This is a genomic window from Dolichospermum lemmermannii CS-548, assembly GCF_028330815.1.
GTDB lineage: Bacteria > Cyanobacteriota > Cyanobacteriia > Cyanobacteriales > Nostocaceae > Dolichospermum > Dolichospermum lemmermannii.
Map to the genome: position 1 here is coordinate 1 of NZ_JAQMTJ010000279.1, position 22,556 is coordinate 22,556.

Annotated in this window: 27 protein-coding genes and 2 pseudogenes; 17 read left to right on the top strand and 12 right to left on the bottom strand. The window is 38.9% G+C overall.

The window, feature by feature from the left end; genetic code table 11:
- From PN450_RS19290 to PN450_RS19305, 4 genes are all read right to left on the bottom strand, one after another.
- Nucleotides 1-687: hypothetical protein (locus PN450_RS19290; RefSeq protein ID WP_271837245.1), on the bottom strand; the 687-nt coding region annotated here is incomplete at its 3' end.
- 167 nt (nt 688-854) lie between these two features.
- Entirely contained in the window at nt 855-1,106 is a 252-nt protein-coding gene (locus PN450_RS19295) for a type II toxin-antitoxin system HicA family toxin (protein WP_053540189.1), read from the bottom strand.
- On the bottom strand, nt 1,099-1,608 hold the full coding sequence (locus tag PN450_RS19300; protein WP_271837246.1) for a DUF4365 domain-containing protein: 510 nt from the start codon (nt 1,606-1,608) through the stop codon (nt 1,099-1,101). The genes PN450_RS19295 and PN450_RS19300 overlap by 8 nt, the downstream gene beginning before the upstream one ends.
- A 116-nt stretch (nt 1,609-1,724) precedes the next feature.
- Nucleotides 1,725-2,729 (bottom strand): hypothetical protein, encoded by a 1,005-nt coding sequence (locus tag PN450_RS19305; RefSeq protein ID WP_271837247.1) that lies wholly within the window; start codon nt 2,727-2,729, stop codon nt 1,725-1,727.
- Nucleotides 2,730-2,976: 247 nt separating this feature from the next.
- Between PN450_RS19305 and PN450_RS19310 the strand changes: the two genes are divergently transcribed.
- From PN450_RS19310 to PN450_RS19340, 7 genes are all read left to right on the top strand, one after another.
- Nucleotides 2,977-3,177 carry a hypothetical protein gene (locus PN450_RS19310; RefSeq protein WP_271837248.1) on the top strand — a complete coding sequence of 67 codons (201 nt, stop codon included), beginning with the start codon at nt 2,977-2,979 and terminating at the stop codon, nt 3,175-3,177.
- Nucleotides 3,178-3,318: 141 nt separating this feature from the next.
- Nucleotides 3,319-4,173 (top strand): ATP-binding cassette domain-containing protein, encoded by an 855-nt coding sequence (locus PN450_RS19315; protein ID WP_271837249.1) that lies wholly within the window; start codon nt 3,319-3,321, stop codon nt 4,171-4,173.
- On the top strand, nt 4,130-4,984 hold the full coding sequence (locus tag PN450_RS19320) for an ABC transporter permease (protein WP_271837250.1): 855 nt from the start codon (nt 4,130-4,132) through the stop codon (nt 4,982-4,984). The genes PN450_RS19315 and PN450_RS19320 overlap by 44 nt, the downstream gene beginning before the upstream one ends.
- Before the next feature lie 19 nt (nt 4,985-5,003).
- Complete coding sequence (locus PN450_RS19325; protein ID WP_271837251.1) at nt 5,004-5,468, top strand: MarR family winged helix-turn-helix transcriptional regulator; 465 nt, start codon at nt 5,004-5,006, stop codon at nt 5,466-5,468.
- Nucleotides 5,428-6,693, top strand: a complete 1,266-nt coding sequence (locus PN450_RS19330; RefSeq protein WP_271837252.1) for an MFS transporter — start codon at nt 5,428-5,430, stop codon at nt 6,691-6,693. The genes PN450_RS19325 and PN450_RS19330 overlap by 41 nt, the downstream gene beginning before the upstream one ends.
- Nucleotides 6,694-7,013: 320 nt before the next feature.
- The gene (locus PN450_RS19335; RefSeq protein WP_213711241.1) at nt 7,014-7,280 is read left to right on the top strand and encodes a CopG family ribbon-helix-helix protein; all 267 of its coding nucleotides are present in this window, start codon (nt 7,014-7,016) and stop codon (nt 7,278-7,280) included.
- Entirely contained in the window at nt 7,277-7,555 is a 279-nt protein-coding gene (locus PN450_RS19340; RefSeq protein WP_190905728.1) for a type II toxin-antitoxin system RelE/ParE family toxin, read from the top strand. The genes PN450_RS19335 and PN450_RS19340 overlap by 4 nt, the downstream gene beginning before the upstream one ends.
- Nucleotides 7,556-7,621: 66 nt before the next feature.
- On the opposite strand, the pseudogene PN450_RS19345 reads toward PN450_RS19340, so the two are convergent.
- Nucleotides 7,622-7,879 (bottom strand): annotated as a pseudogene (locus PN450_RS19345) (hypothetical protein).
- Nucleotides 7,880-8,302: 423 nt separating this feature from the next.
- Here PN450_RS19345 and PN450_RS19350 point away from each other — a divergent pair.
- The gene (locus PN450_RS19350; RefSeq protein ID WP_271837253.1) at nt 8,303-8,692 is read left to right on the top strand and encodes a hypothetical protein; all 390 of its coding nucleotides are present in this window, start codon (nt 8,303-8,305) and stop codon (nt 8,690-8,692) included.
- 226 nt (nt 8,693-8,918) lie between these two features.
- Here the strand turns inward: PN450_RS19350 and PN450_RS19355 are convergent, their stop codons facing one another.
- The 3 genes from PN450_RS19355 to PN450_RS19365 all read right to left on the bottom strand — a co-directional run bounded on the left by PN450_RS19355 (nt 8,919) and on the right by PN450_RS19365 (nt 11,283).
- Complete coding sequence (locus tag PN450_RS19355) at nt 8,919-9,518, bottom strand: thioredoxin family protein (protein WP_271837254.1); 600 nt, start codon at nt 9,516-9,518, stop codon at nt 8,919-8,921.
- A gap of 140 nt (nt 9,519-9,658) precedes the next feature.
- Complete coding sequence (locus PN450_RS19360) at nt 9,659-10,567, bottom strand: TauD/TfdA dioxygenase family protein (RefSeq protein WP_271837255.1); 909 nt, start codon at nt 10,565-10,567, stop codon at nt 9,659-9,661.
- Between the two features lie 44 nt (nt 10,568-10,611).
- A complete protein-coding gene (locus PN450_RS19365; RefSeq protein ID WP_271837256.1) occupies nt 10,612-11,283 on the bottom strand; it encodes a glutathione S-transferase family protein in 672 nt (223 codons plus the stop codon).
- Between the two features lie 138 nt (nt 11,284-11,421).
- Between PN450_RS19365 and PN450_RS19370 the strand changes: the two genes are divergently transcribed.
- From PN450_RS19370 to PN450_RS19385, 4 genes are all read left to right on the top strand, one after another.
- Nucleotides 11,422-11,601: a hypothetical protein gene (locus PN450_RS19370; protein WP_053540175.1), complete on the top strand. Its 180-nt coding sequence runs from the start codon at nt 11,422-11,424 to the stop codon at nt 11,599-11,601.
- A 62-nt stretch (nt 11,602-11,663) separates the two neighbouring features.
- Nucleotides 11,664-12,017 carry a DOPA 4,5-dioxygenase family protein gene (locus PN450_RS19375; protein WP_148762098.1) on the top strand — a complete coding sequence of 118 codons (354 nt, stop codon included), beginning with the start codon at nt 11,664-11,666 and terminating at the stop codon, nt 12,015-12,017.
- 10 nt (nt 12,018-12,027) lie between these two features.
- Nucleotides 12,028-12,681, top strand: a complete 654-nt coding sequence (locus tag PN450_RS19380; RefSeq protein WP_271837257.1) for an HAD family hydrolase — start codon at nt 12,028-12,030, stop codon at nt 12,679-12,681.
- 56 nt (nt 12,682-12,737) lie between these two features.
- A complete protein-coding gene (locus tag PN450_RS19385; protein WP_271837258.1) occupies nt 12,738-14,195 on the top strand; it encodes a hypothetical protein in 1,458 nt (485 codons plus the stop codon).
- 13 nt (nt 14,196-14,208) lie between these two features.
- Here PN450_RS19385 and PN450_RS19390 read toward each other — a convergent pair whose 3' ends face one another.
- From PN450_RS19390 to PN450_RS19405, 4 genes are all read right to left on the bottom strand, one after another.
- On the bottom strand, nt 14,209-14,385 hold the full coding sequence (locus PN450_RS19390; protein ID WP_271837259.1) for a PIN domain-containing protein: 177 nt from the start codon (nt 14,383-14,385) through the stop codon (nt 14,209-14,211).
- Complete coding sequence (locus PN450_RS19395; protein WP_271837260.1) at nt 14,378-14,650, bottom strand: AbrB/MazE/SpoVT family DNA-binding domain-containing protein; 273 nt, start codon at nt 14,648-14,650, stop codon at nt 14,378-14,380. Before PN450_RS19395 ends, PN450_RS19390 begins: the two co-directional genes overlap by 8 nt.
- Nucleotides 14,651-14,739: 89 nt before the next feature.
- Complete coding sequence (locus PN450_RS19400) at nt 14,740-15,072, bottom strand: XRE family transcriptional regulator (protein ID WP_271837261.1); 333 nt, start codon at nt 15,070-15,072, stop codon at nt 14,740-14,742.
- Nucleotides 15,069-15,428 (bottom strand): type II toxin-antitoxin system RelE/ParE family toxin, encoded by a 360-nt coding sequence (locus PN450_RS19405; RefSeq protein ID WP_271837262.1) that lies wholly within the window; start codon nt 15,426-15,428, stop codon nt 15,069-15,071. Before PN450_RS19405 ends, PN450_RS19400 begins: the two co-directional genes overlap by 4 nt.
- Before the next feature lie 492 nt (nt 15,429-15,920).
- Here PN450_RS19405 and PN450_RS19410 point away from each other — a divergent pair, with 492 nt between their 5' ends.
- From PN450_RS19410 to PN450_RS19430, 5 genes and pseudogenes are all read left to right on the top strand, one after another.
- A complete protein-coding gene (locus PN450_RS19410; RefSeq protein ID WP_053540166.1) occupies nt 15,921-17,264 on the top strand; it encodes an LLM class flavin-dependent oxidoreductase in 1,344 nt (447 codons plus the stop codon).
- A gap of 106 nt (nt 17,265-17,370) precedes the next feature.
- On the top strand, nt 17,371-18,735 hold the full coding sequence (locus PN450_RS19415) for an LLM class flavin-dependent oxidoreductase (RefSeq protein ID WP_271837263.1): 1,365 nt from the start codon (nt 17,371-17,373) through the stop codon (nt 18,733-18,735).
- 278 nt (nt 18,736-19,013) lie between these two features.
- Complete coding sequence (locus tag PN450_RS19420) at nt 19,014-20,594, top strand: amidohydrolase family protein (protein ID WP_271837264.1); 1,581 nt, start codon at nt 19,014-19,016, stop codon at nt 20,592-20,594.
- A 221-nt stretch (nt 20,595-20,815) separates the two neighbouring features.
- Nucleotides 20,816-21,814 (top strand): aldo/keto reductase, encoded by a 999-nt coding sequence (locus PN450_RS19425; RefSeq protein ID WP_271837265.1) that lies wholly within the window; start codon nt 20,816-20,818, stop codon nt 21,812-21,814.
- A 78-nt stretch (nt 21,815-21,892) separates the two neighbouring features.
- A pseudogene (locus tag PN450_RS19430) lies at nt 21,893-22,414 on the top strand (ABC transporter ATP-binding protein); the annotation flags it as partial.
- Between the last annotated feature and the right edge of the window lie 142 nt (nt 22,415-22,556).

A 22,556-nucleotide genomic window follows, 5' to 3' on the forward strand; every position in this document is an offset into this window, starting at 1 on the left:
ATTTCTTTGATAAAGTGGTTCTAGTCGCATAATTAACTCCCTATCATCTGTTTCTAGTTCTTGATTTACTCTCAAATTTTCGCGCAAGTTGTAAACTAATTCCAGGGTGGCTTTTTGGTAAGGGTGATCTAATGGTAACGCCTGCAACTCGATAATTGCTTGTGATTGTACGCTTCCCCTACCCAAAAGCCTCAACCATAAAGTATCCGGTGTTTGTGGTAGTTGGTGTATTGCCACAATTGCTGAACGCAAGGCATCTGCTAAAAAATGTACTCCCGATAACCAACCTGCTTTTTGGATAGTTCCAAAGCTAGATAAACGAGTTTCCGATATGGTGGGGGTTAAAATCCACAATTTAGGAATTTCTGACTCCTGAAGTTTGATTTTATTGGCTTTGGCTTCTCGTCGCAATGAAGCCTTGACTTCTAATAATTTGAGAATACAGTCGCAGATTTCATCGCTAGAAGCTGGATTGCGGTATGGTTCTATTATTGCAGGATTTTCGGCAAGTCTTCCTAGTAAGCCCAGGATTTGTAATTTAGAAGTTTGTTGTTTCGCAGGTGTGAATAAAACATCAATTTCTTTAATTTCTCCTGAGACTTTTTCTGACGCTTTGACTTCTCCGTAATCTTTCAATAGCTCTTCTAGATAGTCTTTGGCGAATTTATCATGTATAAACCTAGTCATTAAATTTTAATTTTGAGTAAAATCTGGGAAATAATTTGGAATTCTATTATGTAGCATTTAGCAATTGATTATGCACAAATTCTAAAACCTGCTTTATCTTCTGAACAGGAAACTTGGATAAGGGAGGTTTTGGAGAAGATTTATACATTGTAATTACAGGTAACACTTTAGCTTGCAACCTTTCCTAAAAAACTGTCGAAAGAATTGCTATTTATTAACCCATTTTCTGCCAATACTCGACGTACAGCTACCAAATGCACAGGTTGAACATAAGCCCGTTGTTCGTAAGCTGGTAAAATGACCAAAGTTCCTGACAATGGATATTGATAGATTTGCTGAGAACCTGTTGTTGGTACTTTAGTAAAACCTATCTTGAAAAGCAACTGTTCTAGGTCACTAAACTGAATATCTCTAACCATGATGACGAATCACTCCTTTTAACTGGTTTAGAATATCATTCCGGTATTGGGCAAATTTTTTGATTGCTTCTTGATCTAGTATATTTGTTTTAGGCAAGTGAACGGTAACACTTTCACCAACTCTAGATAGATCAAAACCTGGCCAATTTTCAAAATATGCCTGTAAGTATAACCAATAAGCTATATCCAACTGAGCGTCATATACAATTAGAATACACGGCATAGGCTCAAACAACCACAATTCTAAGTCCGAACGCACTATGCTAAAAGCAATAGTTTCTTTATCTGTAAGCGTTCTGAGAGAATCTGTAGCTTTTAATTGCAGGTAAATTTGACCATTTTCAATTTCACTATTTATATTATATGTAAAAAGAATTAAATCAAACCCATAATCATACTCAACTCTTTCTACGGAATAACCACATAAAAACACATATCGTTCAACATGATTTACGCTCAAATCTGCTATTATATGCTCTCTAGGTCGTTTCTTTTTTGCCATTAATTCAATTTAATTAAATTTACTTTAACCTTTGTGAATTATACTAAAAAATGTTTTTTATAGTTTGAAATCACAACTACTAAAAAGTGGTATAGGTAAAAGGAAGAGAGAACAGCTTATTTTGATTTACTAGCAACATCTATCTTACCAAGATCATATATAAAAGTTCTAATGCCAGGCCTATTAATTTTTGGGAGCCTTGAAATAAGATCATTTTCTAAATCTACCAATGATAAATTCTTTGGTTCATCAAACCATTCGCACTTAAACCATAAAACACAATAAGCACCGTATCTTATACCCTTATTATTCATATAATTAGGCAACTGTTGCTCTAAGCCATGATGTATATCTTTAGAATGAGCAAGCTTGAATTCTGCAAATACCTCACAAATACCTCTACCTTGGACTGTTCCAACAAAGCTAAAGTCCAAATTACCAACTCCCGTTTGACGTTCAGAGAAAATTTTGATCCCTCCCATCATCATCTGATCATATAAAAGTGCATGGATTGTGGGATGAATATCTGGCTCTTTTTTCGGTAATCGACTACTAATCTTGCTTCCATCGTAGGTAATATTCCAAAAACCGTTAATAGCTTTAGCTTCAGCAACCTTATCTTTCAGAATAACGAGGGAAGAGTATACACGCTCTCTAAATTTTTCTTCAGATGGGTACTCCTTTATCTCTAGAAGGTTTTGTTTTCTAGCCCATTCAACAAGAGAAGGAGAAGGGATAATAACTGGTGTGGATACTTCTTTTGTATCAAAATATCCACCGCCACCAGGATTTCCACACGCTAATCTAAGGTGATGGGGCGACCAGTTGATAACAAATGAAATTGTCAGTGAATTTTGTACTATCTTACTAATATCTAAGGCAAGTACCTGATTATTTCTTTGTAAGATTAACTCAGATTCTATGATCTTCGCAATGAAGTGAAAATCCTGATCAATAACTGTGAAAATATCTCCTTGAGGCTCTTGCCTAAACTGTATCTGGAAACCTATTAAACCTATTTGTCCTTCAGAACGTAGCAGGTCTATTGCCGTAAAGTGACCTCTAGCTGCTGGAGAAATATTTACAAGTGGTAAATCATTGGAATTTATTATATATTGCATTAGTCTGTATTAGAAATCGAATTTATCTGAATTTATTATAATACAAAAAATAGATTTATGTAAAACACTAAACCTAAAATTAAAAACAATTTAAAATTCTAGTGATAGCTAAGTCCAGTATTGTAGGGTGCGTTAGGATGAAATCCGTAACTCACCATTATCAAGTGTTTGGTGAGTTATGCGATCGCTAACACACCCTACGTATCTTTCCAAAAATCAAACCGGATTCCTATACAAGATTAGTATTATGGATGAAGCTAAAAGAAAACGTCTAGGCTGGAAAGTTGGAAATGTTTCCGAGTTTTTAGAACTCACAAAACAGGAAACTGCTTTGATTGAGACTACTAAAATCTCAGAATTTTTCCGTCAATCCCCCTTGGCTGAACTCACTGAAGAACTCGACTTGAACCGCGATCGCAGTCTACCCCGCGATACGTTCACCCCATGACCTATTTATTACTCGCAACGAAAAAGATTTTGCTGGTACTGGGGTTGTCATCATTAATCCTTGGTCTTGACTTTTAGCAGAAATATGTCAAACTAATATTTAGATAGTCTAATTATTTGAACAAGGAAGTAAATCCGACTCGTGACGAAACTTACGGGAAGAATAGAATCTGCGGAAATACCTGCACAAGTTCCAAAGTCAGTAATACTGCAAACCTTGGAACTGACGCGCAGCTTTGAAAAATCAACAGCCGTTGATGCTTTAAATATCTCCGTTGCATCGGGAGAAGTTTTTGGTTTACTTGGTCCCAATGGTGCGGGAAAAAGTACGGTAATTAAAATGTTAACTACCTTGCTACCAGTCAGTAGCGGGAAAGCATACTTAGCCGGTTATGATGTGACTCGTCAACCTGATGCAGTCAGAAGAGTAATAGGTTATGTACCCCAGGCTTTATCAGCAGATGGTAGTTTGACAGGTTATGAAAATCTGTTAATATTCTCTAAATTGTATGATATTCCCCCTCGACGCAGAAAACAGCAAATCGCGGAAGTGCTGGAATTCATGGGTTTGGAGGATGTAGCACATCAGTTAGTGAGAACTTTTTCTGGGGGAATGATTCGGAAACTGGAAATTGCTCAAGCCATTTTACATCAACCCCAAATCTTATTTCTAGATGAGCCAACAGTCGGATTAGATCCAGTTGCAAGAACCCAAGTATGGCAACTTGTACAGCAACTGCGGATTGAGTACGGTACAACCATCTTTTTAACTACCCATTTTTTAGAAGAAGCGGATCATCTTTGTAACCGAGTGGTGATTATGAATCAGGGTAAAGAAATTATCACCGGTTCACCGTCAGATTTAAAAGCCGCTATTGGGAAACCAGAAGCAACCTTAGATGATGTCTTCATCCACTACGCAGGAAATCAATTAGTATCAGGAGTGAGTTATCGTGAGACTGCAAGAACCAGACGTACCACTCAACGGTTGGGCTGAACCCAGATATAATCGCCCCAAAGGGATTTTTTCTGGCATCAAAGAACTATTTACTAAAACCCTGGTAATTACTGAATTGGAAGTGCGGAAACTCCGCCATGATCCTAGTGATTTAGTGATCAGGGCTGTACAACCGGCTTTATGGTTATTGATCTTTGGGCAAGTATTTACCCGGACTCGTGCTATCCCTACAGGTAATTTACCTTACTTGGATTTTATGACTCCTGGTATTCTGGCTCAAAGTGCGCTGTTCGTCGCTATTTTTGCTGGAGGAATGACGTTAATTTGGGAACGTGATTTAGGGATTTTGCAGAAATTCTTAGTTGCACCTATACCCCGTGCAGCGATTGTCTTGGGTAAAGCTTTTGCGGCTGGAATTCGTTGTTTTTCCCAAGTGGTGTTTATTTACCTTTTAGCGTTTTTGTTGGGTGTACACCTCAATCCCAATCCTTTGGCTTTCTTGCAAGTTGTACTAGTCATATTTTTGGGAGCAGCTTGTTTTTGTACTTTTTCACTCATCATTGGTTGTTTGGTGAAATCGCGGGAAAGGTTTACGGGAATTGGGCAATTAATCACCATGCCGTTGTTTTTTGCCAGTAATGCCATATATCCTATTTCATTGATGCCAAGTTGGTTAAAGGTCATTTCTCACTTGAATCCTTTGACATATCAAGTGGATGCTTTACGGGGTGCAATGCTGGCGAATGGCTCAAGTATTTATGGGTTTGGGTTAGATTGTACAATTCTCTTGCTAACATTAATAGGTTTAACCTACATCTGTGGACGACTTTATCCACGGGTGGCAATGTAATCTGGAGAAAAACGGTCTTATGAGTTTGGATAAACCCTCTGAAGAATGTGCCGCTAGGGTGATGGAAACTGTCCCCTTATTGATGCGGTTTATCCGAGCCGAAATGCGATCGCACAGTTCTGACTCTTTATCTATACCACAATTGCGATCGCTCGCTTTTCTGAATCGCAATCCCGGCGCTTCTTTATCTGAGGTAGCAGATCATTTAGGTGTCACCTGTGCTACAGCATCAACAACTATAGAAAAATTAGTCCAACGAAATCTGGTGCAACGGACAGATAATCCCCAAGAACGACGACGAGTAGTCCTGAATTTGACGAGAGAGGGAAAACTGCTTTTAGAGCAATCCCAGGAAAAAACTCGCGGGGAAATTGCGGAAATTCTGGAGGGTTTGACACCAGAGCAAGTATCACATATTGAATCAGGCTTGACTCTACTAAAAAATGTCTTTGAGCAAACAGAAACCAACTCACCACAACAGTAAGGCTGCACAACACGATCCTTTTGCAGCCATGAAATTTCGAGATTATCGGCTATTTACCATTGGGCGTGTAGTCCTCTTCACAGGGGGACAAATGCAGACGGTAGCGCTAGGCTGGGAGCTATATGAGCGAACAAATTCAGCGATGGCCTTAGGGGGAATCGGGTTGGCGCAGGTTCTCCCCATGATTGCCCTAACTTTGATTACGGGACACTTTGCTGATAAAAATGACCGGAAAAAGATTACTTTATTTGCAATGCTGCTATTAATGTTTTGTTCTCTAACTTTAGCGGCTATTTCCTATTATCAAGGTGCAGTTTTTCTAATTTATGCTTGCTTATTATTAACAGGTGTAGCCAGGGCATTTCTCAAACCTGCTGGTGATGCGCTGATGTGGCAGTTAATACCGATGAGTGCTTTTACCAATGCAGCGACTTGGAATAGTAGTAGTTTTCAATTAGCGTCGGTAATTGGGCCAGCTTTGGGAGGATTTAGTATTGCTCTGTTCAAGAATGCGACAGGAGTATATATATTAGCAGCGATCGCAGCACTATCATGTTTTTTCCTCACCGCAGCCATCAAACCCCAAAAAACCGACTTTAAGAAAGAACCAATATCTCTGAAAACCCTAGCTGCTGGGGCTGAATTTGTTTGGAATAATCAACTCATTCTCGCAGCTATCACCCTAGATTTATTTGCTGTTTTGCTGGGTGGTGCAGTGGCATTATTACCCGTTTTTGCTAAAGATATTCTGCACGTTGGGCCTGTGGAATTGGGTTATTTACAAGCCGCCCCATCCATAGGTGCATTAATTATGGCTGCATTGTTGGTATATTTACCACCTATCCGCAAAGCTGGACCCGCTTTACTTTGGTCGGTTGTCGGGTTTGGGATTGTGACAATTATTTTTGGTTTATCTCGTTGGGTGTGGCTGTCGTTGTTGATGTTAGCATTTAGCGGGGCGTTAGACAGCATTAGCGTGGTGATTCGTCATACTTTGGTGCAAATTCGCACTCCTGACTATTTGCGGGGTCGTGTTGCGGCTATAAATAGTGTGTTTATCAGTGCTTCTAATGAGTTGGGGGGTTTTGAGTCTGGGTTGACTGCGGCTTTATTTGGTCCGGTGTTATCTGTGGTTGGTGGGGGTATTGGGACGATTTTGGTGGTGGTGGCTACGGCGATGATTTGGCCGGATATTAGGAAGTTGGGGGCGTTGCATGAGGATTAATTGTCAGAATCAGGATTTATAGGATTTGAGGATTTACAGGATTTAATTATCTTAGGACTTACGAACAAATCACGGAATAACGAACCACAGAGGCACAGAGTTCACAGAGAAATGAGGTTTTGAGAGATATTTTGAGTAAGTCCTGTAGCTGTATTTTTTTCATCCTGTTAATCCTTTAATCCTGGGCATCCTGATTCTGACATTTTCATGGTTTGTCATAAGGAATGAACTATTCATTACTTCTTTGGTTGAAAGTTGATGAATAATGAATTATATTAAAAATAATGCAATATAATATTGTGCATTATTGAGGTAATTTCATGAGTACCACGAGTTTTCGGCTTGATGATGACTTACAAGAGAAACTTGAGACTACTGCTAACCGGACTAAGCGTTCTAAAGGTTGGATAATTAATGATGCTCTCCGTCGGTATATTGAGCAAGAAGAACTTAAACAAAGGATATTGGCAGAAACTCAAGAAGCTTTGGCTGATATTGAAGCCAGTCGTGTAGTATCAGGAGAAGAGGTGATGAAATGGTTGGAGACTTGGGGAACTGCGGTTGAAACTAAGGCTCCTTTGCTATGAAATTAGAGTTTTCGGAAAGTGCAGTTCAAGATTTGATTCGGCTACGGGAGTTTATCGCGGTTCATAATCCCAAAGCGGCAGAACGTATATCTCTGCGGCTGCGACAAGCGATCGCAAAACTTGTACTGCATCCCGATATAGGGCGTTCTATACCGGAGTTTGAAAATGTCCGTGAACTTGTAGCTGGTGATTATGTTGTGCGATATTTACGTCTTGAGGATGGGATTTTTGTATTACGAATATGGCACGGTAAGGAGTTTCGTGATTTTGGGTAAAAACTGAAGCTAGATAGAGACTATACGTGCTTTTTATGCGAAATTAGAGCCAAGTATTTTGGAAGTCTATGCTCTACCTTGGTAAGTATGGCGTTGTTGGTCAATTTCTGCAAATATTTCTGTTAAATCAGGTTGATTTTTCTACGCACCAAATAATTTATTTAATTTAGCTAATTTCTCTTCTTCTGTTAAATTTATTTTTGGTTCTGGTATTTGCTTTTCAATAAATTTCAAATCTATTATTATTTCTGTGCCATCTGGAATATTATTTAGTTGATCTAAGATTTCAATAGTTTGACCGCGTTTTATTCCTCTGATTTTCATGTTGATTTATACCCTATATTTTTAATAATTCATTACTATGATAACACATAGATATAAAGATTAAATTGATTGTCAAATGGATAAAATCACTAGATATCACCAGCTTGTACAGCAGATTTTACAAGACTATAGCAAAGAAAACCCTGCTGATGGGAATAAGTACCTGGACAGAATTAATTACATATTATTTATTTACCAATCCTTTGCCAGTTAAGGATTTCAGTCCAGATGTTTGTGTAATTAATTTTGTCTCATTACTTATAGAAATTGAAACAATTTTTGATACACAAAGTGTATTTGCTTTTCAATAGTGACACATTTAATATTTCTAATCACATAGAGGGTAGCGTAAGCATAAAATCGGATTGATTAATGGCTCTAGTTATGTTTTGATATTTATATTATCCAACTAAAGGTTTAATCATGCCTTCCCCTGCTGTTATATCTGCCATCATAAGCGCAACTGGTATCGCTTCTTCAACTGCAATTGGTATTGCCGGCATAATACAGGGTAATTCTGGATCAACCGGAGACCGAGAGAGTCTAGTCATAGGGCTTTGTGAACAACTTCGACATAAACTGTCAACAGCCGGCCGGTCTCAGTATACCGTAGTGATGCATAAATCTGGACTTAACGTTGAAATGCAGTACCAACAAGGCGGTTATATTGACTTCGTTCAGCTGGGTGGTGCTGGCTACAATATTTATTTTGTAGCCTATGGATATATTAAAAACAATGGTGCTAGGGGGTTTGATAACTGGTGCGTCTGTGGAAATCAGAAGCAACATGATAATGTCATTACTTTTTCTTAATCAATGCCTTCGCCAAAACCCATTTAAACCCGGAGGCGTTGCTGAATTAGGGTATGAAATTGAGAAGTTACAAAAATGAAACTCTTACTCTCTGTACCTCTGCGCCTCTGCGTGAAACAAAATCATACCTTTAATCAGCAACCCCAACCCGAATTATTCATAGGGGTGTTGGTAGCCTCTGTTTTCTACACCCGACATTTCCTATCAATTTTGAGAAAATCCCTAACTACCCAACCGCTACCGGAACTTTATAATAAACCGGCTCATTCCCTGCTTTCCATTTGATATTACAACCAATACTCGGCTTTTGCTGCCAAATAATTTCCTGATCTGCTAAAACATAATTAATCGCTTTCCGTAAATCTTGTCCAGTCACAGGTAAATCATTTTTTGGACGACTATCATCTAACTGTCCCCGATAAACAACTTTTCTATTAGCATCAAATACAAAAAAGTCAGGAGTACAAGCTGCAAAAAAATCTTTAGCCGCTTTTTGACTTTCATCATAAAGTAAAGAATAAGATAAATCTAATTCTTGGGCAAAATCTTTAAGTAATTCTGGTGCATCATTAGGATGAGTATTAATATCATTAGAACTAATTGCTAAAATACCCACATTTCTATTTTTGTAATCTTGTCCTAACTTTGCCAATTCAAATTTGATATGTTGCACAAAAGGACAATGACGACTAACAAAGATAACTACTAAAGCTTTTTTATCAGCAAAGTTTGTCAATGAAATCGTTTTCCCTGTTACTACATCTGGGAGATGAAAATTAGGTGCTAAAGTCCCCAAAGGTAACATTGTCGAAGGTGTTAAAGCCATAAAATCCAATTCCTTAAATTATCAAATTACAATTATTTAATGCTTTTAAACCTAAAATCTCTCTCCAAACCTCTCTCCTACAAGGAGAGAGGCTTTAATTTCCCCCCTTCCCTAAAAGGGAAGGGGGTTAGGGGGTTAGGTTAAGCAGCAACAAGATTGGGAATATATGTCGCAGAATCTCCTTTAATGGCTTGACTATACTTACCGTCAATACCTAAAGGAATATCACCCGCAATGGTTACACGCTGTACCCGACGGGGTTGATCTCCATAGTCAGCGATCGCATAATGTTGAGTAGCGCGGTTATCCCAAAAAGCCACATCACCAACTTTCCAGCGCCAACGCACTGTATTCTCCGGTCGTGTAATATAAGATTGCAATAAGCGAATAATATCGGCTGATTCAGTGGGAGATAAACCGCGAATTTGCCGCACAAAACCACCAATAAACAAACCCTTTTCCCCAGATTCAGGGTGAATTCTCACCACTGGATGCAAGGTTTCATACACCGTTGAAGTAAACACATCACGGTAAGATTTGACTTCTTCAGGTATATCAAAGGCTGTGGCATAATCATAAGCATTACTATGTACAGCCCAAAGTTTATCCGCTAAATTACGCAAATGCTCCGGTAAATCTTGGTATGCAGTCACCGAATTTGCCCAAATAGTATCCCCTCCTGCTGGGGGAATTACTAGCGCCCGCAAGACTGAGCCAAGGGGCGGACGATCTACAAATGTAACATCGGTGTGCCAGTTATTCGCACGGGCAACAGTGCGGCTATAATCTAAATCCAATACTTCTGGATGTCCAGGAAGTGATGGAACTGTCGGATGTGCGGTAGTGATTTCACCGAAACGACGGGCAAAATCTACTTGTCCATTAGCATCAAGTTCTTGTCCACGAAAGAAGATGACTTTATATTCAACTAAGGCTTTTCTAATTTCGCTGATGATTTCATCACTGAGATTTTCAGCTAGATTAACACCTTTAATTTTTGCACCGATACGTCCAGCAATTGGTTTAACTTCTATGTTTTGATAACTCATAAATCTGTGTTCTCAATTTAGGAATAGTTGAATACAGCGTTTCACTAAGCAGCGACAGGAACAGGAGCAGCAAATTTAGCATATCGCTCAATATAGAACTCTTTGGAGTGAGCGATCGCTTTCACTGATTCACGTTCTTTAAGCGCGTGTTTCCACTGTTTCACACGAGTGAATTCAGCAGGGATACCAAAGCCACGATAATGTTTAAGAGCGCCCCATCTTTCAAACCAGGGGAAAAAGGTAAAATCAACTAAACTGATAGATTCACCAAACCAGTAGGGACCATCTTCAGAAAGTTTTCCTAAACCTTCATTTTCAATAAATTCTAGATGTTTGTAGAGTTCTTGTTTAGCTTCTTCTTGTTTTTGGAAATCTGGACTGCGTAATAGAGTAGAAAAAGCAGGAACTAATCTAGTATTAGCAAAATCTATCCAAATCCGAGCCTGAGCTTTTGCAATGGGGTTGGTAGGTAAAAGCGGTGGGTTAGGAAATACTTCATCCAGATATTCATTAATAACTGCTGATTCCCAAACTCGGTTTTCTCCATGAGTAATTGCAGGTACTTTTCCATAAGGAGAAACTTTTGTAAAACCTTCTGGTTTATTCTGCAAATCAATTTCAATCAAATCAAAATCAATACCCTTTTCTTGAAGTACCAAGCGGGTACGGTGAGCATAAGGACAAACAACCGCACTATAAATCTTAATGTCAGCCATGTTGGAGTTCCTTTGTAAATTAGGATTTGTGTTGGGGTATGGGGAATTTGTTGACATCAAAAACCCAAATCTTAAATAATTTAGATGTAGAGACGTGACCTGGGTAGGGATTCTCGTCTCTACATTCTTTTCCACCAGATGTCTAATACCAAAACTAGCGCAGACATGACTATTGCTAGTTATCTGTGCATCACCCGTGACGGGTTGGGACAAAATAAAAACTACAGTTTGTTGACCGATTTATCGGTGTTTGTTTTAGTAGTATTACATGACCAGAAAGAAAATTCAAGTGGTTTAACTAAATTTATGGCTGACTAATGATTAGTATATCTAAATAATTGTTAAGTTATACTTGAGGATAAGAAGTAAAATCAAGAACTATGAATACAAATACTGATATTGCTGGTTTTCATGCACATATTTACTTTGATACCGCTAGTCGTGAAGCGGCTGCTCGTGTAAGAGAAGGTTTAGGTGCTAAATTTGATGTAAGATTGGGACGTTGGCATGAACAACCTGTAGGACCACACCCAAAATCAATGTATCAAGTGGCTTTTTTACCACATCAGTTTGGTGAAGTTGTGCCTTGGTTAATGGTTAATCGTGAAGGTTTAGATATTTTAGTTCACCCAGAAACGGGAGATGATGTCAAAGATCATACAGATAATTCTCTGTGGTTAGGGGAGAAGCTACCGTTAAATATTGAGTTTCTGCAAAGGCTGAAAACTATTTAAACTTACCAAAATGCTTTCTTATACAGTCCTTTTTGACCTAGACGGAACTCTAACTGATCCTAAACTGGGGATTACTCGCTGTATTCAGTATGCTTTATCGGAGCTTGGTTATAAACCACCAGATGCTAATGAATTGCTTTGGTGTATTGGACCACCACTGAAAAGCAGTTTTTCCCAGTTATTGCAAACCTTTGATGACACATTGCTGGAGGAGGCAATTTCACTGTATCGTAGTCGCTTTTCTACAATTGGGTTATTTGAAAACTCCCTTTATCCGCTAATTCCCGAAACTCTAAAAACTATTCGTGCTGCTGGTTATCAGACTTTTGTAGCAACTTCTAAACCTCAAATTTATGCTACACGCATTATTGAATATTTTGATTTAGCACTTTTTTTTGATGGTGTTTATGGTAGCGAATTGGATGGTAATAGAAGTGTGAAAGGTGATTTAATTTCCTACATTATAGAGAGGGAAATTCTTTCAGCTTCTACTGTTGTTATGGTAGGCGATAGGCTACATGATATCATCGGAGCTAAGAAAAATAATATTGCTGCAATTGGTGTGACTTATGGCTATGGAAGTAGGGAGGAATTGGAAACTCACAAAGCTGATTTAATTGCTGATTATCCAGATGAGATTCCTACATTACTGCCTTATCAGTAGATTTATAGATATTTGATAGAATATTCTGTATTGAGTATGTAGTTGGTGAAAAGACTATGGAAAAGAAAAACTTAAAATTTAATGCTGAATTGTCATTTGGAGCAGTGAGGCTAAATAACATTGCTTGTGAAATTATTTTTCCTAAAAAGCAGGATGGAAAAGTAATTCTACAAGCTCAATTAAAGGCAAGTGATTTCTCATTACGGGAAATCCCTTTTCTATTTTCGTTGAAAGCAGCATTTTCTAATCAACAGGGTGATTTTTTGAAAATTTCATGTGACAAAGTATATAACTTAGGTATTCAAACGTCATATTTTGCTACAAACCAAGAAATCGCTATTTTGAATGCAGAGCCAGTTAATTTAAAAATTCGAGAATTTATTCAAGGAGATGAGAATAAAAAAGGACAAAAGCAATTTTTCTTTTGGTTAACTCAAAGCAGACAACTTTCTCCTTGTCATTCCACAGAATTTCATTATAATGGCAATGTGTCTGTCCAATCTTTTAACTCTAAAACTTTTGAAATTATATCAGGATTAAATTTCAATTTTATTGATTACTATTTTCACTATAATGAACTAAACAGAAAAAATACTCGAATATCAGAATCAGTATTAGCTGCTGAACTATTGTGTTTTACCGAATGTGTGCTTTGTGAAAGCATTTTTCCAGAAATTGATATGTTTCTAAAGTTGGTATCATTTTCAGAGCGCAGAAGGATTGTTTGCTACGGTTATAAAGGCTTACTCTGTGGTGAAATAGTTGACTATTATAGGGGTGATATCTCTATTCCAGAAGAAAACTTTGAGCATTCATTCAATGACTTTTTAATAGATGCTCAATTTTTTGAAGAATTTATTGTAAAATCTCTAATTCAAGTAAAATCCTGTATATTTAAAGAATATTTATTGGATGCAATAGGAAAGACTGCATATAGAGAATACTCAACAGTAGAAAGTGAATATCTAAGTTATTACTCTGCATTAGAAAATTTGATAAATGGATATCGGGATATTCATAATTTTCACTACCTATTGAATGAAGATAATTGGAAAAAGTTTTCCAAGGATTTACAAAAATTTATCAAAAATCATGATTTATTTAAAGATGATAATAATGCTGATGAGCAAAAGCAATTAAAAATTAAAGAATACCGATGTCGAATCTATGAAAAAATCCCAGAATTAAACAGAATATCTTTTGGTACTGCATTCAAATTATTTTGCGAATCCTATCAAATTGATGTTAGTGATTTATGGCCTTTAGGGGGTAGAGAAGTTTCTGTATCATTAACAATGATACGAAACAGTTTAATTCATGGTGGAAGATTTGAAAGAGAAGAATATGATGCACTACTCTGTGCTAAAAATCATCTTCAATGGATATTAGAGCGTTGTATTTTACGGGTTTTAGATTGGGATGTTGAAAAATCCAATGTATGCTCTCAATTTTTGAAGTGCTATGATGCTTACAATGAATGGCAAGGAAGGGTAAGCTTGCTAAAGCAAAATTAATTTCTATACTTTTTTAATTTAATAACGAAACTTCTACCTGATCTACCTCTGAACTCTGTCCTTTATCCTCTACCCAATTAATAATACTAATATAGCACCCATTAATCAACGCATTTTCTACAATTTCTGCTCCTGGTTCATCTCTAAGATAAGCTAAAAAGGCAGAAGCATCTAAGACAGATTTATTCACTTAAATACTCCTGTCTGCGTTCCTGGATGAGTTCATCAACCAAGTTTCTATCAGGTGATTTATCTTTTAATAAACCTCTTAATTTTTTAACTTGTTGTTTAAGACTGACTAATTTGATTTTGCCATTATCTTCCAGAGTTAAAATTAATCTATCTCCAGATTCTAAATTGAGTATTTCTTGGATTTCTTGGGGTAAAGTTAAACGCCCTTCCGGTTCAATATCAAGTGTATAGTGTTGAGGAATGGATGAATTAGCAAGTGTCATAGTTTGATATTTCCTTGTTTTCTACCTATTTCTAGGTTAGCAAAACTCTAAAAGTTAAAAAATCTCAGCTTTTTCTCTATCTTCAAACCCTACTCATCAATCTCCATTGGCAAATCTTCAAAATTAGTAATTGTTACTTCTACATCAGGAAATATTGCCGTTATTTTTAATTCTCCTCCCATTGCTTCAATAACTTGTCGCAGATGACTAACATACATATCAGTACGATTTTCTAATCTAGAAATAGCAGGTTGTTTAATTTGCAATTTTTCAGCTAATTGAGCTTGAGATATTTTTAAAGATTGGCGTAATTCAGCTAATGCCATTTCTTCTTTTAATTTAGCTGTTTGACTGGCAATTTTGGCTTTTCTTTCTGCGGAGAAATCTTTAGTAAGATTGCTAAACTTTTGATGTCCTGTCATATTAAACCCTCCCGACTAATTTCTTGAAGATATTCTTCATAAAGACGATCTGCTATGGGAATATATTTTTCGTAAAATCGCTTATCTCCTGTTTTATCTCCACCAATAAGTAAGATTGCTACTCGTCGCGGGTCAAAAGCATAAAAGATTCTGATTGGTTTACCACCGCTTTGAATACGTAACTCTCTTAGGTGGGAATTTTTTGCACCTTTAATATCGGATGAATAAGGAAAGGGTAATTGAGTTCCTTTTTCTTCCAGTAGTTGAACAACACTGACAATATCATCTTGTTGTTCCTCTCTAAGAGTTTGCCACCAAAGTTCAAACTCATTCGTATATTCTATTTCCCAACTCACTTTCTATTATATTACGTTGATGTAATAAATCATAGCTCTAATTTGTCAATTTTCACAACGAATAAAATTTTTTGCTTATATTGAGTGATTATTTTGACTAAAATAACACACGGTAGCAGCAATAGTATATTAGTTCTATATATTTTGTTCAAATTGAGCGAACCCTGCACACTTTAGAGCCATCAAATACTTAGAATATCTAACAATTAGCTGCCAACAAATTTAGTTAATCAATTTTTTCTTAAAAGGTACTTGCTTTTTCATGAGAGTTGTGAGATTCTACTATTAATGTACGATAAATCAGTCGAGATACAGTAGTTTATTAATAACCCACCACTAACGCTAATGCGTACAGCTATGGCTAAGGAGTTGAAAAAGCTTTGCTAATAACTAAATATGCAGCAGTTACAGTGGCATAACTGACAACTGCTATCCCAGAAAATCATTATCATCCTATATTCATTTAGTAAAAAATATTACTTGGAGTCTGATATGGGCAAACAACAAAAACAACTAAGACTAGGTGCATTTTTACCCGGAGCAGGTCAGCACGTTGCAGCTTGGCGACATCCCCAAGCACGGAGTAATGGCGCTCTCAATTTTGAGCATTATAAGCAGATAGCCCAGACAGCCGAGCGCGGTAAATTCGACGCATTTTTTCTCGCCGACGGTTTAGCCTTACAACAACGGCGTGGTGCGGAAGGACGCACAGCCTTTGGTGGTGACTTTGAACCTGTCACCCTCTTCTCAGCCTTGTCTGCGGTGACAGAAAAGATTGGTTTTATTGCCACTGCCTCTACTACTTATGAAGATCCGTATATTCTCGCACGCAAATTTGCTTCCTTAGATCATATTTCTGGAGGAAGAGCAGGCTGGAATGTAGTCACAACTGGTAGTAGTGAAACAGCCGGTAATTTCGGTTTGGAAAACCATCCTATTCACGCAGATCGCTATATTCGCGCCCATGAATTTATTGATGTAGTCAAAGGTTTGTGGGATAGTTGGGAAGACGACGCTTTTGTTCGTGATCAGGAAACAGCTTTTTACTACGACCCTAATAAAATACATGAACTGAACCATAAAGGTAGATTCTTCTCCGTGCGCGGACCATTGAATATTGCCCGTCCGCCCCAAGGTTATCCTGTAATTGTCCAAGCAGGTTCTTCTGAAGATGGAAAAGAACTGGCTGGTAGAACCGCCGAAGTTATATTTACTGCTCAACAAACCCTAGAAGATGCTCAAGCCTTCTATGCAGATGTTAAAGGTAGATTAGCAAAATATGGCCGCACACCAGACCAACTCAAAGTTATGCCCGGAGTCTTTCCCGTAGTTGGTATCACAGAGGCAGAAGCAAAAGCCAAGTATCAAGAACTGCAAGATTTAATTCATCCCCAGGTTGGTTTGGCTTTATTACAAGGACTTATAGGCACGGATCTTTCCTCTTATCCCCTTGATGAACCACTGCCAGATTTACCAGAAACCAATGATAACAAAAGCCGCCAAGCATTATTAATTGATATTGCTCGTAAACATAATTTTACCATTCGTGAGCTTTATCAATGGATTGCCGGAGCGCGTGGTCACTGGACAATTATTGGTACACCTGTGCAGATTGCAGATCAACTAGAAAGCTGGTTTGTCAATGATGCTGCTGATGGCTTCAACATTATGCCTCCTTATCTTCCTGGTGGACTGGATGATTTTGTTGATTTAGTAATTCCTGAATTACAACGGCGGGGTTTATTCCGCACCGAGTATGAAGGAACAACTCTGCGTGAAAATCTGGGTTTATCTCGTCCAGTTAATCAATATCAAAAGGTATTAGCAGCAGTTTAAAAATTGGGTTTCGCGCAAAGTCGCAAAGGAGCAAAGGCGCAAAGTTTTAGATTTTAAATCTAAGGTTGAGCCAATTTGCAATTACACCATACAAAGATAAAAATATATGAGCGCAAAACGTCAGTTTCGGTTAGGTGCATTTATTCAAGCTACTGGACATCATATTTCTGCATGGCGACACCCCAATACACAAATAGATGCAGGTTTGAATTTTGAGCATTACAAGGAAATTACTCAAACTGCGGAACGGGGGTTATTTGATGCTGTTTTTCTAGCAGATAGTCCAGGCGTTTGGGGTGGTTCTCCTGAAACTCAAATTCGTAATGGTAAAATAGCTCATTTTGAGCCTGTTACTCTATTTTCTGCTTTATCCTCCGTTACCAAAAACATCGGTTTTATTTCCACTGCTTCCACTACCTACGAAGAACCGTACACATTGGCACGGAAGTTTGCTTCCCTAGACCATTTGAGTAACGGTCGTGCAGGATGGAATGTAGTCACCACAGGGAATGAAAATGCGGCGGCTAATTTCGGACTGGAACATCATCCAGAACACAGCCAACGTTATGAACGGGCTGAGGAGTTTGTGGAAGTGGTGCAAGGTCTGTGGGATAGTTGGGAAGATGATGCCTTTATCAAAGATAGAGAATCTGGTGTTTATTTTGATGCGGACAAACTGCATACATTGAATCACAAGGGCAAACATTTTGCTGTTAGGGGTCCTTTAAATGTTGCTCGTCCACCCCAAGGTTATCCTGTCATTGTCCAAGCTGGTGCTTCTGAACCAGGGAGAGATTTAGCCGCACGCACTGCTGAGGTAATTTTTACAGCTAATCAAACTTTAGCCGATGCTCAGGAATTTTACACGGATGTTAAAGGGCGGTTGGCGAAATATGGACGTTCTCCAGACGATCTTAAAATCATGCCTGGTGCTTTTCCCATCATAGGGCGAACGGAAGAAGAAGCTCAGGAAAAATATGAGTTTTTGCAATCTTTAATTCATCCCGATGTAGCTTGGGGCATTCTCAAAAATTATTACAAAGGCGTGGATTTATCACAATACTCTTTTGATGATTTAGCGCCAGAATTGCCTAGTGATACTAATAATAATAAGAGTCGCTTAAAACTGGTGAAGGATTTAGCTAATCGTGGCGGTCTTACCTTACGTCAATTGTATCTATCTTTGGCGACTGCACGGGGTCATCGTACCATTTTGGGTACTCCTGAAACCATCGCTGATCAATTAGAAGAATGGTTTATCAATGGTGCTGCGGATGGTTTTAATATTATGCCACCGATCCTACCTACAGGATTGGATGAGTTTGTGAATTTAGTCGTTCCTGTTCTGCAAAAACGCGGACTCTTTCGTACTGAATACGAGGGTAGCACCTTGCGTGAAAACCTTGGTTTACGTCGTCCAGTTAATCGTTTTGCTGTTCAACAACAGGAAAAAACATTGGCATTTGCGTAAATGATTCCTACAGATCCCCGACTTCTTTGAGAAGTCGGGGATCTAAACCATCCCGTCAGCACAGACGTTAAAAGCCTACCGAAGTCCATGCAAACTATCGGAAAGTTAAGCTTGTTTAAAAGACAAGAATCTTCAATCTCACGTTCAACACTCAAGTCAAAATCAACGGCACTATCTCCCACAGATCCCCGATTTTTTGAAAATTCATAACTTTTAGATTCTGCAATTGTTTGAGAAGTCAGGGATCTAAGTTGTCTTGTAACTTTTCTAAGGAAAATATGACTAAATATAGCAAATTGAAAAGCTCTCCTTCCGCCGCAGTTAGAGCTAATCTCGATTATCCTGTCATTGATACTGATGTTCACACTAATGACTTTACTCCTGCTCTTGAGGATTATATAGCTCACTACGGCGGTGTGAAGCTGGTAGATGAATTACGCAAGGCTGAATCTTCTCGTCTCAATCCCAAGAGTGAAGGTAAGGACTGGTATCAACAAACTCCAGAAGAACGTCAGAGTAACCGCACAATTCGATCTCCTTGGTGGGCTAGAGTAACTCGTAATACCTTAGATTTGGCTACCTATACCCTCCCCGCATTACTCTATGAACGGCAAGCGGAGCAAGGCTCAGACTATTCTGTACTATTTCCTAATAATGCCTTAGCTGCGGCTGGTGCAAGTAAAGAGAATCGTCAATTATTGCAACGGGCGATTAATCACTATCATGCTGATATTTACCGCCCATATAGCGATTCCTACGGAGCGCTTCGCTATCGCCTGACAGTAGTAGCTGGTATCCCCATGACTACCCCCCAAGAAGCGATTGAAGAGTTAGAATTTGCAGTAAAAACACTGGGATTAAAGGTGGCAAATATTCCTGGTGGTGTAAAAAGACCAATTAAAGCAATAGCAGATAAATACCCCGCCGATCAATTCCCCGAAATTGGCAAATATGCCTCTTACATTGACTTTTACGGTCTGGACAGCGAATACGACTATGATCCCTTCTGGGCTAAAGCCGTTGAATTAGGTGTACCGATCACCACCCATTATGGTAGCCAAGGATGGACAGGACGTTCCTCCATCAGTAACTACATGAACAACCACATCGGTCACTTTGCTGATGGTTCACAAGCATTTGCGAAGGCATTGTTCTTTGGTGGTGTAACTAGAAGATTCCCACAATTGCGTGTTGGGATGCTTGAAGGTGGTGCAGATTGGGGCGCTCACGTCTACATTCATTTGGTAGATCGTTTCTCCAAACGGAGTTTAGAAGGATTGCAAAACTACAATCCAGACCTCACCAACGCTGATGAGTTGTTCGAGTTGTTTGCAGAGTATGGTGGAGAAATTACTCAAGGGTATTCTCTCAGCAAAGAAGAATTAACCAAGAGTGTATTGGGTTCTTCCTTCAACCGTCATAGCCGTTCACCCGTGGGTAGTGAATTGGAAGATTTTGGTGCAGCAGGTATTCAGTCAATTGAAGATATCCGCGATTCCTGCGGAGCGCTTCGCTATCGCTGGGTGAACAGTTTCTTCTTTGGTTCTGAATCTGATGATCGCACCATTGCAGCCGCATTCAACGACAAAACCAACCCCTTGGGAGTCAAACTCAACGCCATTTACTCCTCCGATGTTGGTCACTGGGATGTACCCGATCTTACTGCACCTTTAGCGGAAAGCTGGGATTTGGTCAGAGAAGGCGTAATTTCTGAAGATGACTTCAAGGCTTATGTATTCGGTAATCCTCACAAATTCTACACCCAAGCCAACCCCGATTTCTTCAAAGGTACGGCGGTAGAATCCAAACTACCTAAAACCGAATCTCAAGTAGAGAACAAAACCTTGGTAGGTGTGTAAATGACCTTGTGAGGTTACGCCAAATAAATCCCATAGAGACGTTATACATAACGTCTCTACATCAAATAATGAAGAAAATGAACCGCAGAGGCGCAGAGGACGCAGAGAAATTAAGAAAAGAGAAGATTAGTGAATTATGAGTAACTCTAATATATTTAGACCATACTCTTGCATCTCTATTCCTTTGCGCCTCTGCGTGAGACAAAAATTCTACAACTAATATGACATTACCAACAACCAAACTCGGACAAACCGGACTCACCGTTTCCCGACTCGTTCTCGGTACAATGACCTTCGGACTACAAACCGATGAAGAAACCTCTATAAAAATCCTTGATACCGCAGCCGAAGCTGGAATCAACTTTCTCGATACAGCCGATGTTTATCCCCTTGGTGGTGGACTACCCACTGCTGGACGAACTGAGGAAATCATTGGTCGTTGGTTAAAAGGTAAACGCGAACATTTTATTGTTGCTACTAAAGCCGTCGGTAAAGTCGGTTCTGCACCTTGGGATCAGGGATCTTCCCGCAAACATATTCTCGATGCCATTGATGCTTCCCTGAGACGACTAGGAACTGATTATGTTGACCTGTATCAATTGCATTCTGATGATGCTTCAACTCCCCTCGATGAAACCCTAGAAGCACTCGATACAATAGTTCGGGCTGGTAAAGTCCGCTATATCGGAGTTTCCAACTTCTTAGCTTACCGACTAGCCCGCGCTTTGGGTCGTGCAGATGTCCGTCATTTGACTCGCTTCGTCTCCATTCAACCCCGCTATAACCTTTTATTTCGGGAAATTGAGCGAGAATTATTACCTCTAGCCCAAGAAGAAGGACTGGCTGTAATTCCTTACAATCCTTTAGCAGGTGGACTGCTGACAGGTAAACATAATCTGGCTGAAAGACCAACATCAGGTACTCGTTTTACTTTGGGTGCAGCCGCAGAGCGTTATCAAGACCGTTATTGGCATGACCGCGAATTTAATACTGTGGAACAATTACGCGCAGTGGCGGATTTAGCAGGATTGTCGCTGACTACCTTAGCATTGGCTTGGGTTCTGGCTAATCCGATTATTACTGCTCCCATCATTGGTGCTAGTCGTCCAGAACAACTCCTGGACAGCCTCAAAGCTGTGGAAGTCAAACTTGACGACAATTTGAAACAAAAATTAGACGATATCACCGCAGAATATCGTAGGGGAGATTCTCTGCGTTAGGTGGCTTTTGAATGATTTTATTAAACTTTACCGGACGGTTGTTCCAGCCGTCTATTTTTATTTTTTACAGCAGATAAAATGATGAAAAAAATCAAACTTTCTAAATCTTTTCAACGCGCTCCCAATGCGCCAGAATTACCAGATACTCCTTTTCAATTTATTTGTTATTTCGTGAATCAATTCCGCTGGTGGTATGTGTTAATGGTGTCTCTGGAAATCATACACGCCACCTGTGGGATTATGTTACCCTATGCGATCGGCGAAATGATCCGCAGTGTGACCCGCTCCACAGGAGATAGCAAACTCATTTTTGATAGCTTGAGACAACCTCTAATCCTGTTCACGTCCTTGAGTATAGGTGAGGTAGTATTCGGGCGTTCTGCTGGACTGTTACAAACTATCCTCCATCCTATCCACCGACAGCATATTGTTCGGTCTTTATATGCCTATTTACAACAACATTCCCATCGCTATCTTAGCAGTAGTTTTGCTGGAGCATTAGCCCATCGTATTGCAGAAACTTCTTTGGGTGTCACCCAAACCATGCAAATGATGATTACTGAATTTATGCCAGTAATTATCGTTTATATCGTTTCTACTGCATCCCACATTCCGCACCCCAAAATGTTACAGAGGGAAATTACGGAGATGAAAATCAAAGGGAGCATCAAAACAAACAGATAAAGTGAAAAAAGGCATTTGAGAAACAGTAAATCACCAAAAATGTCATCAAAATCTATTC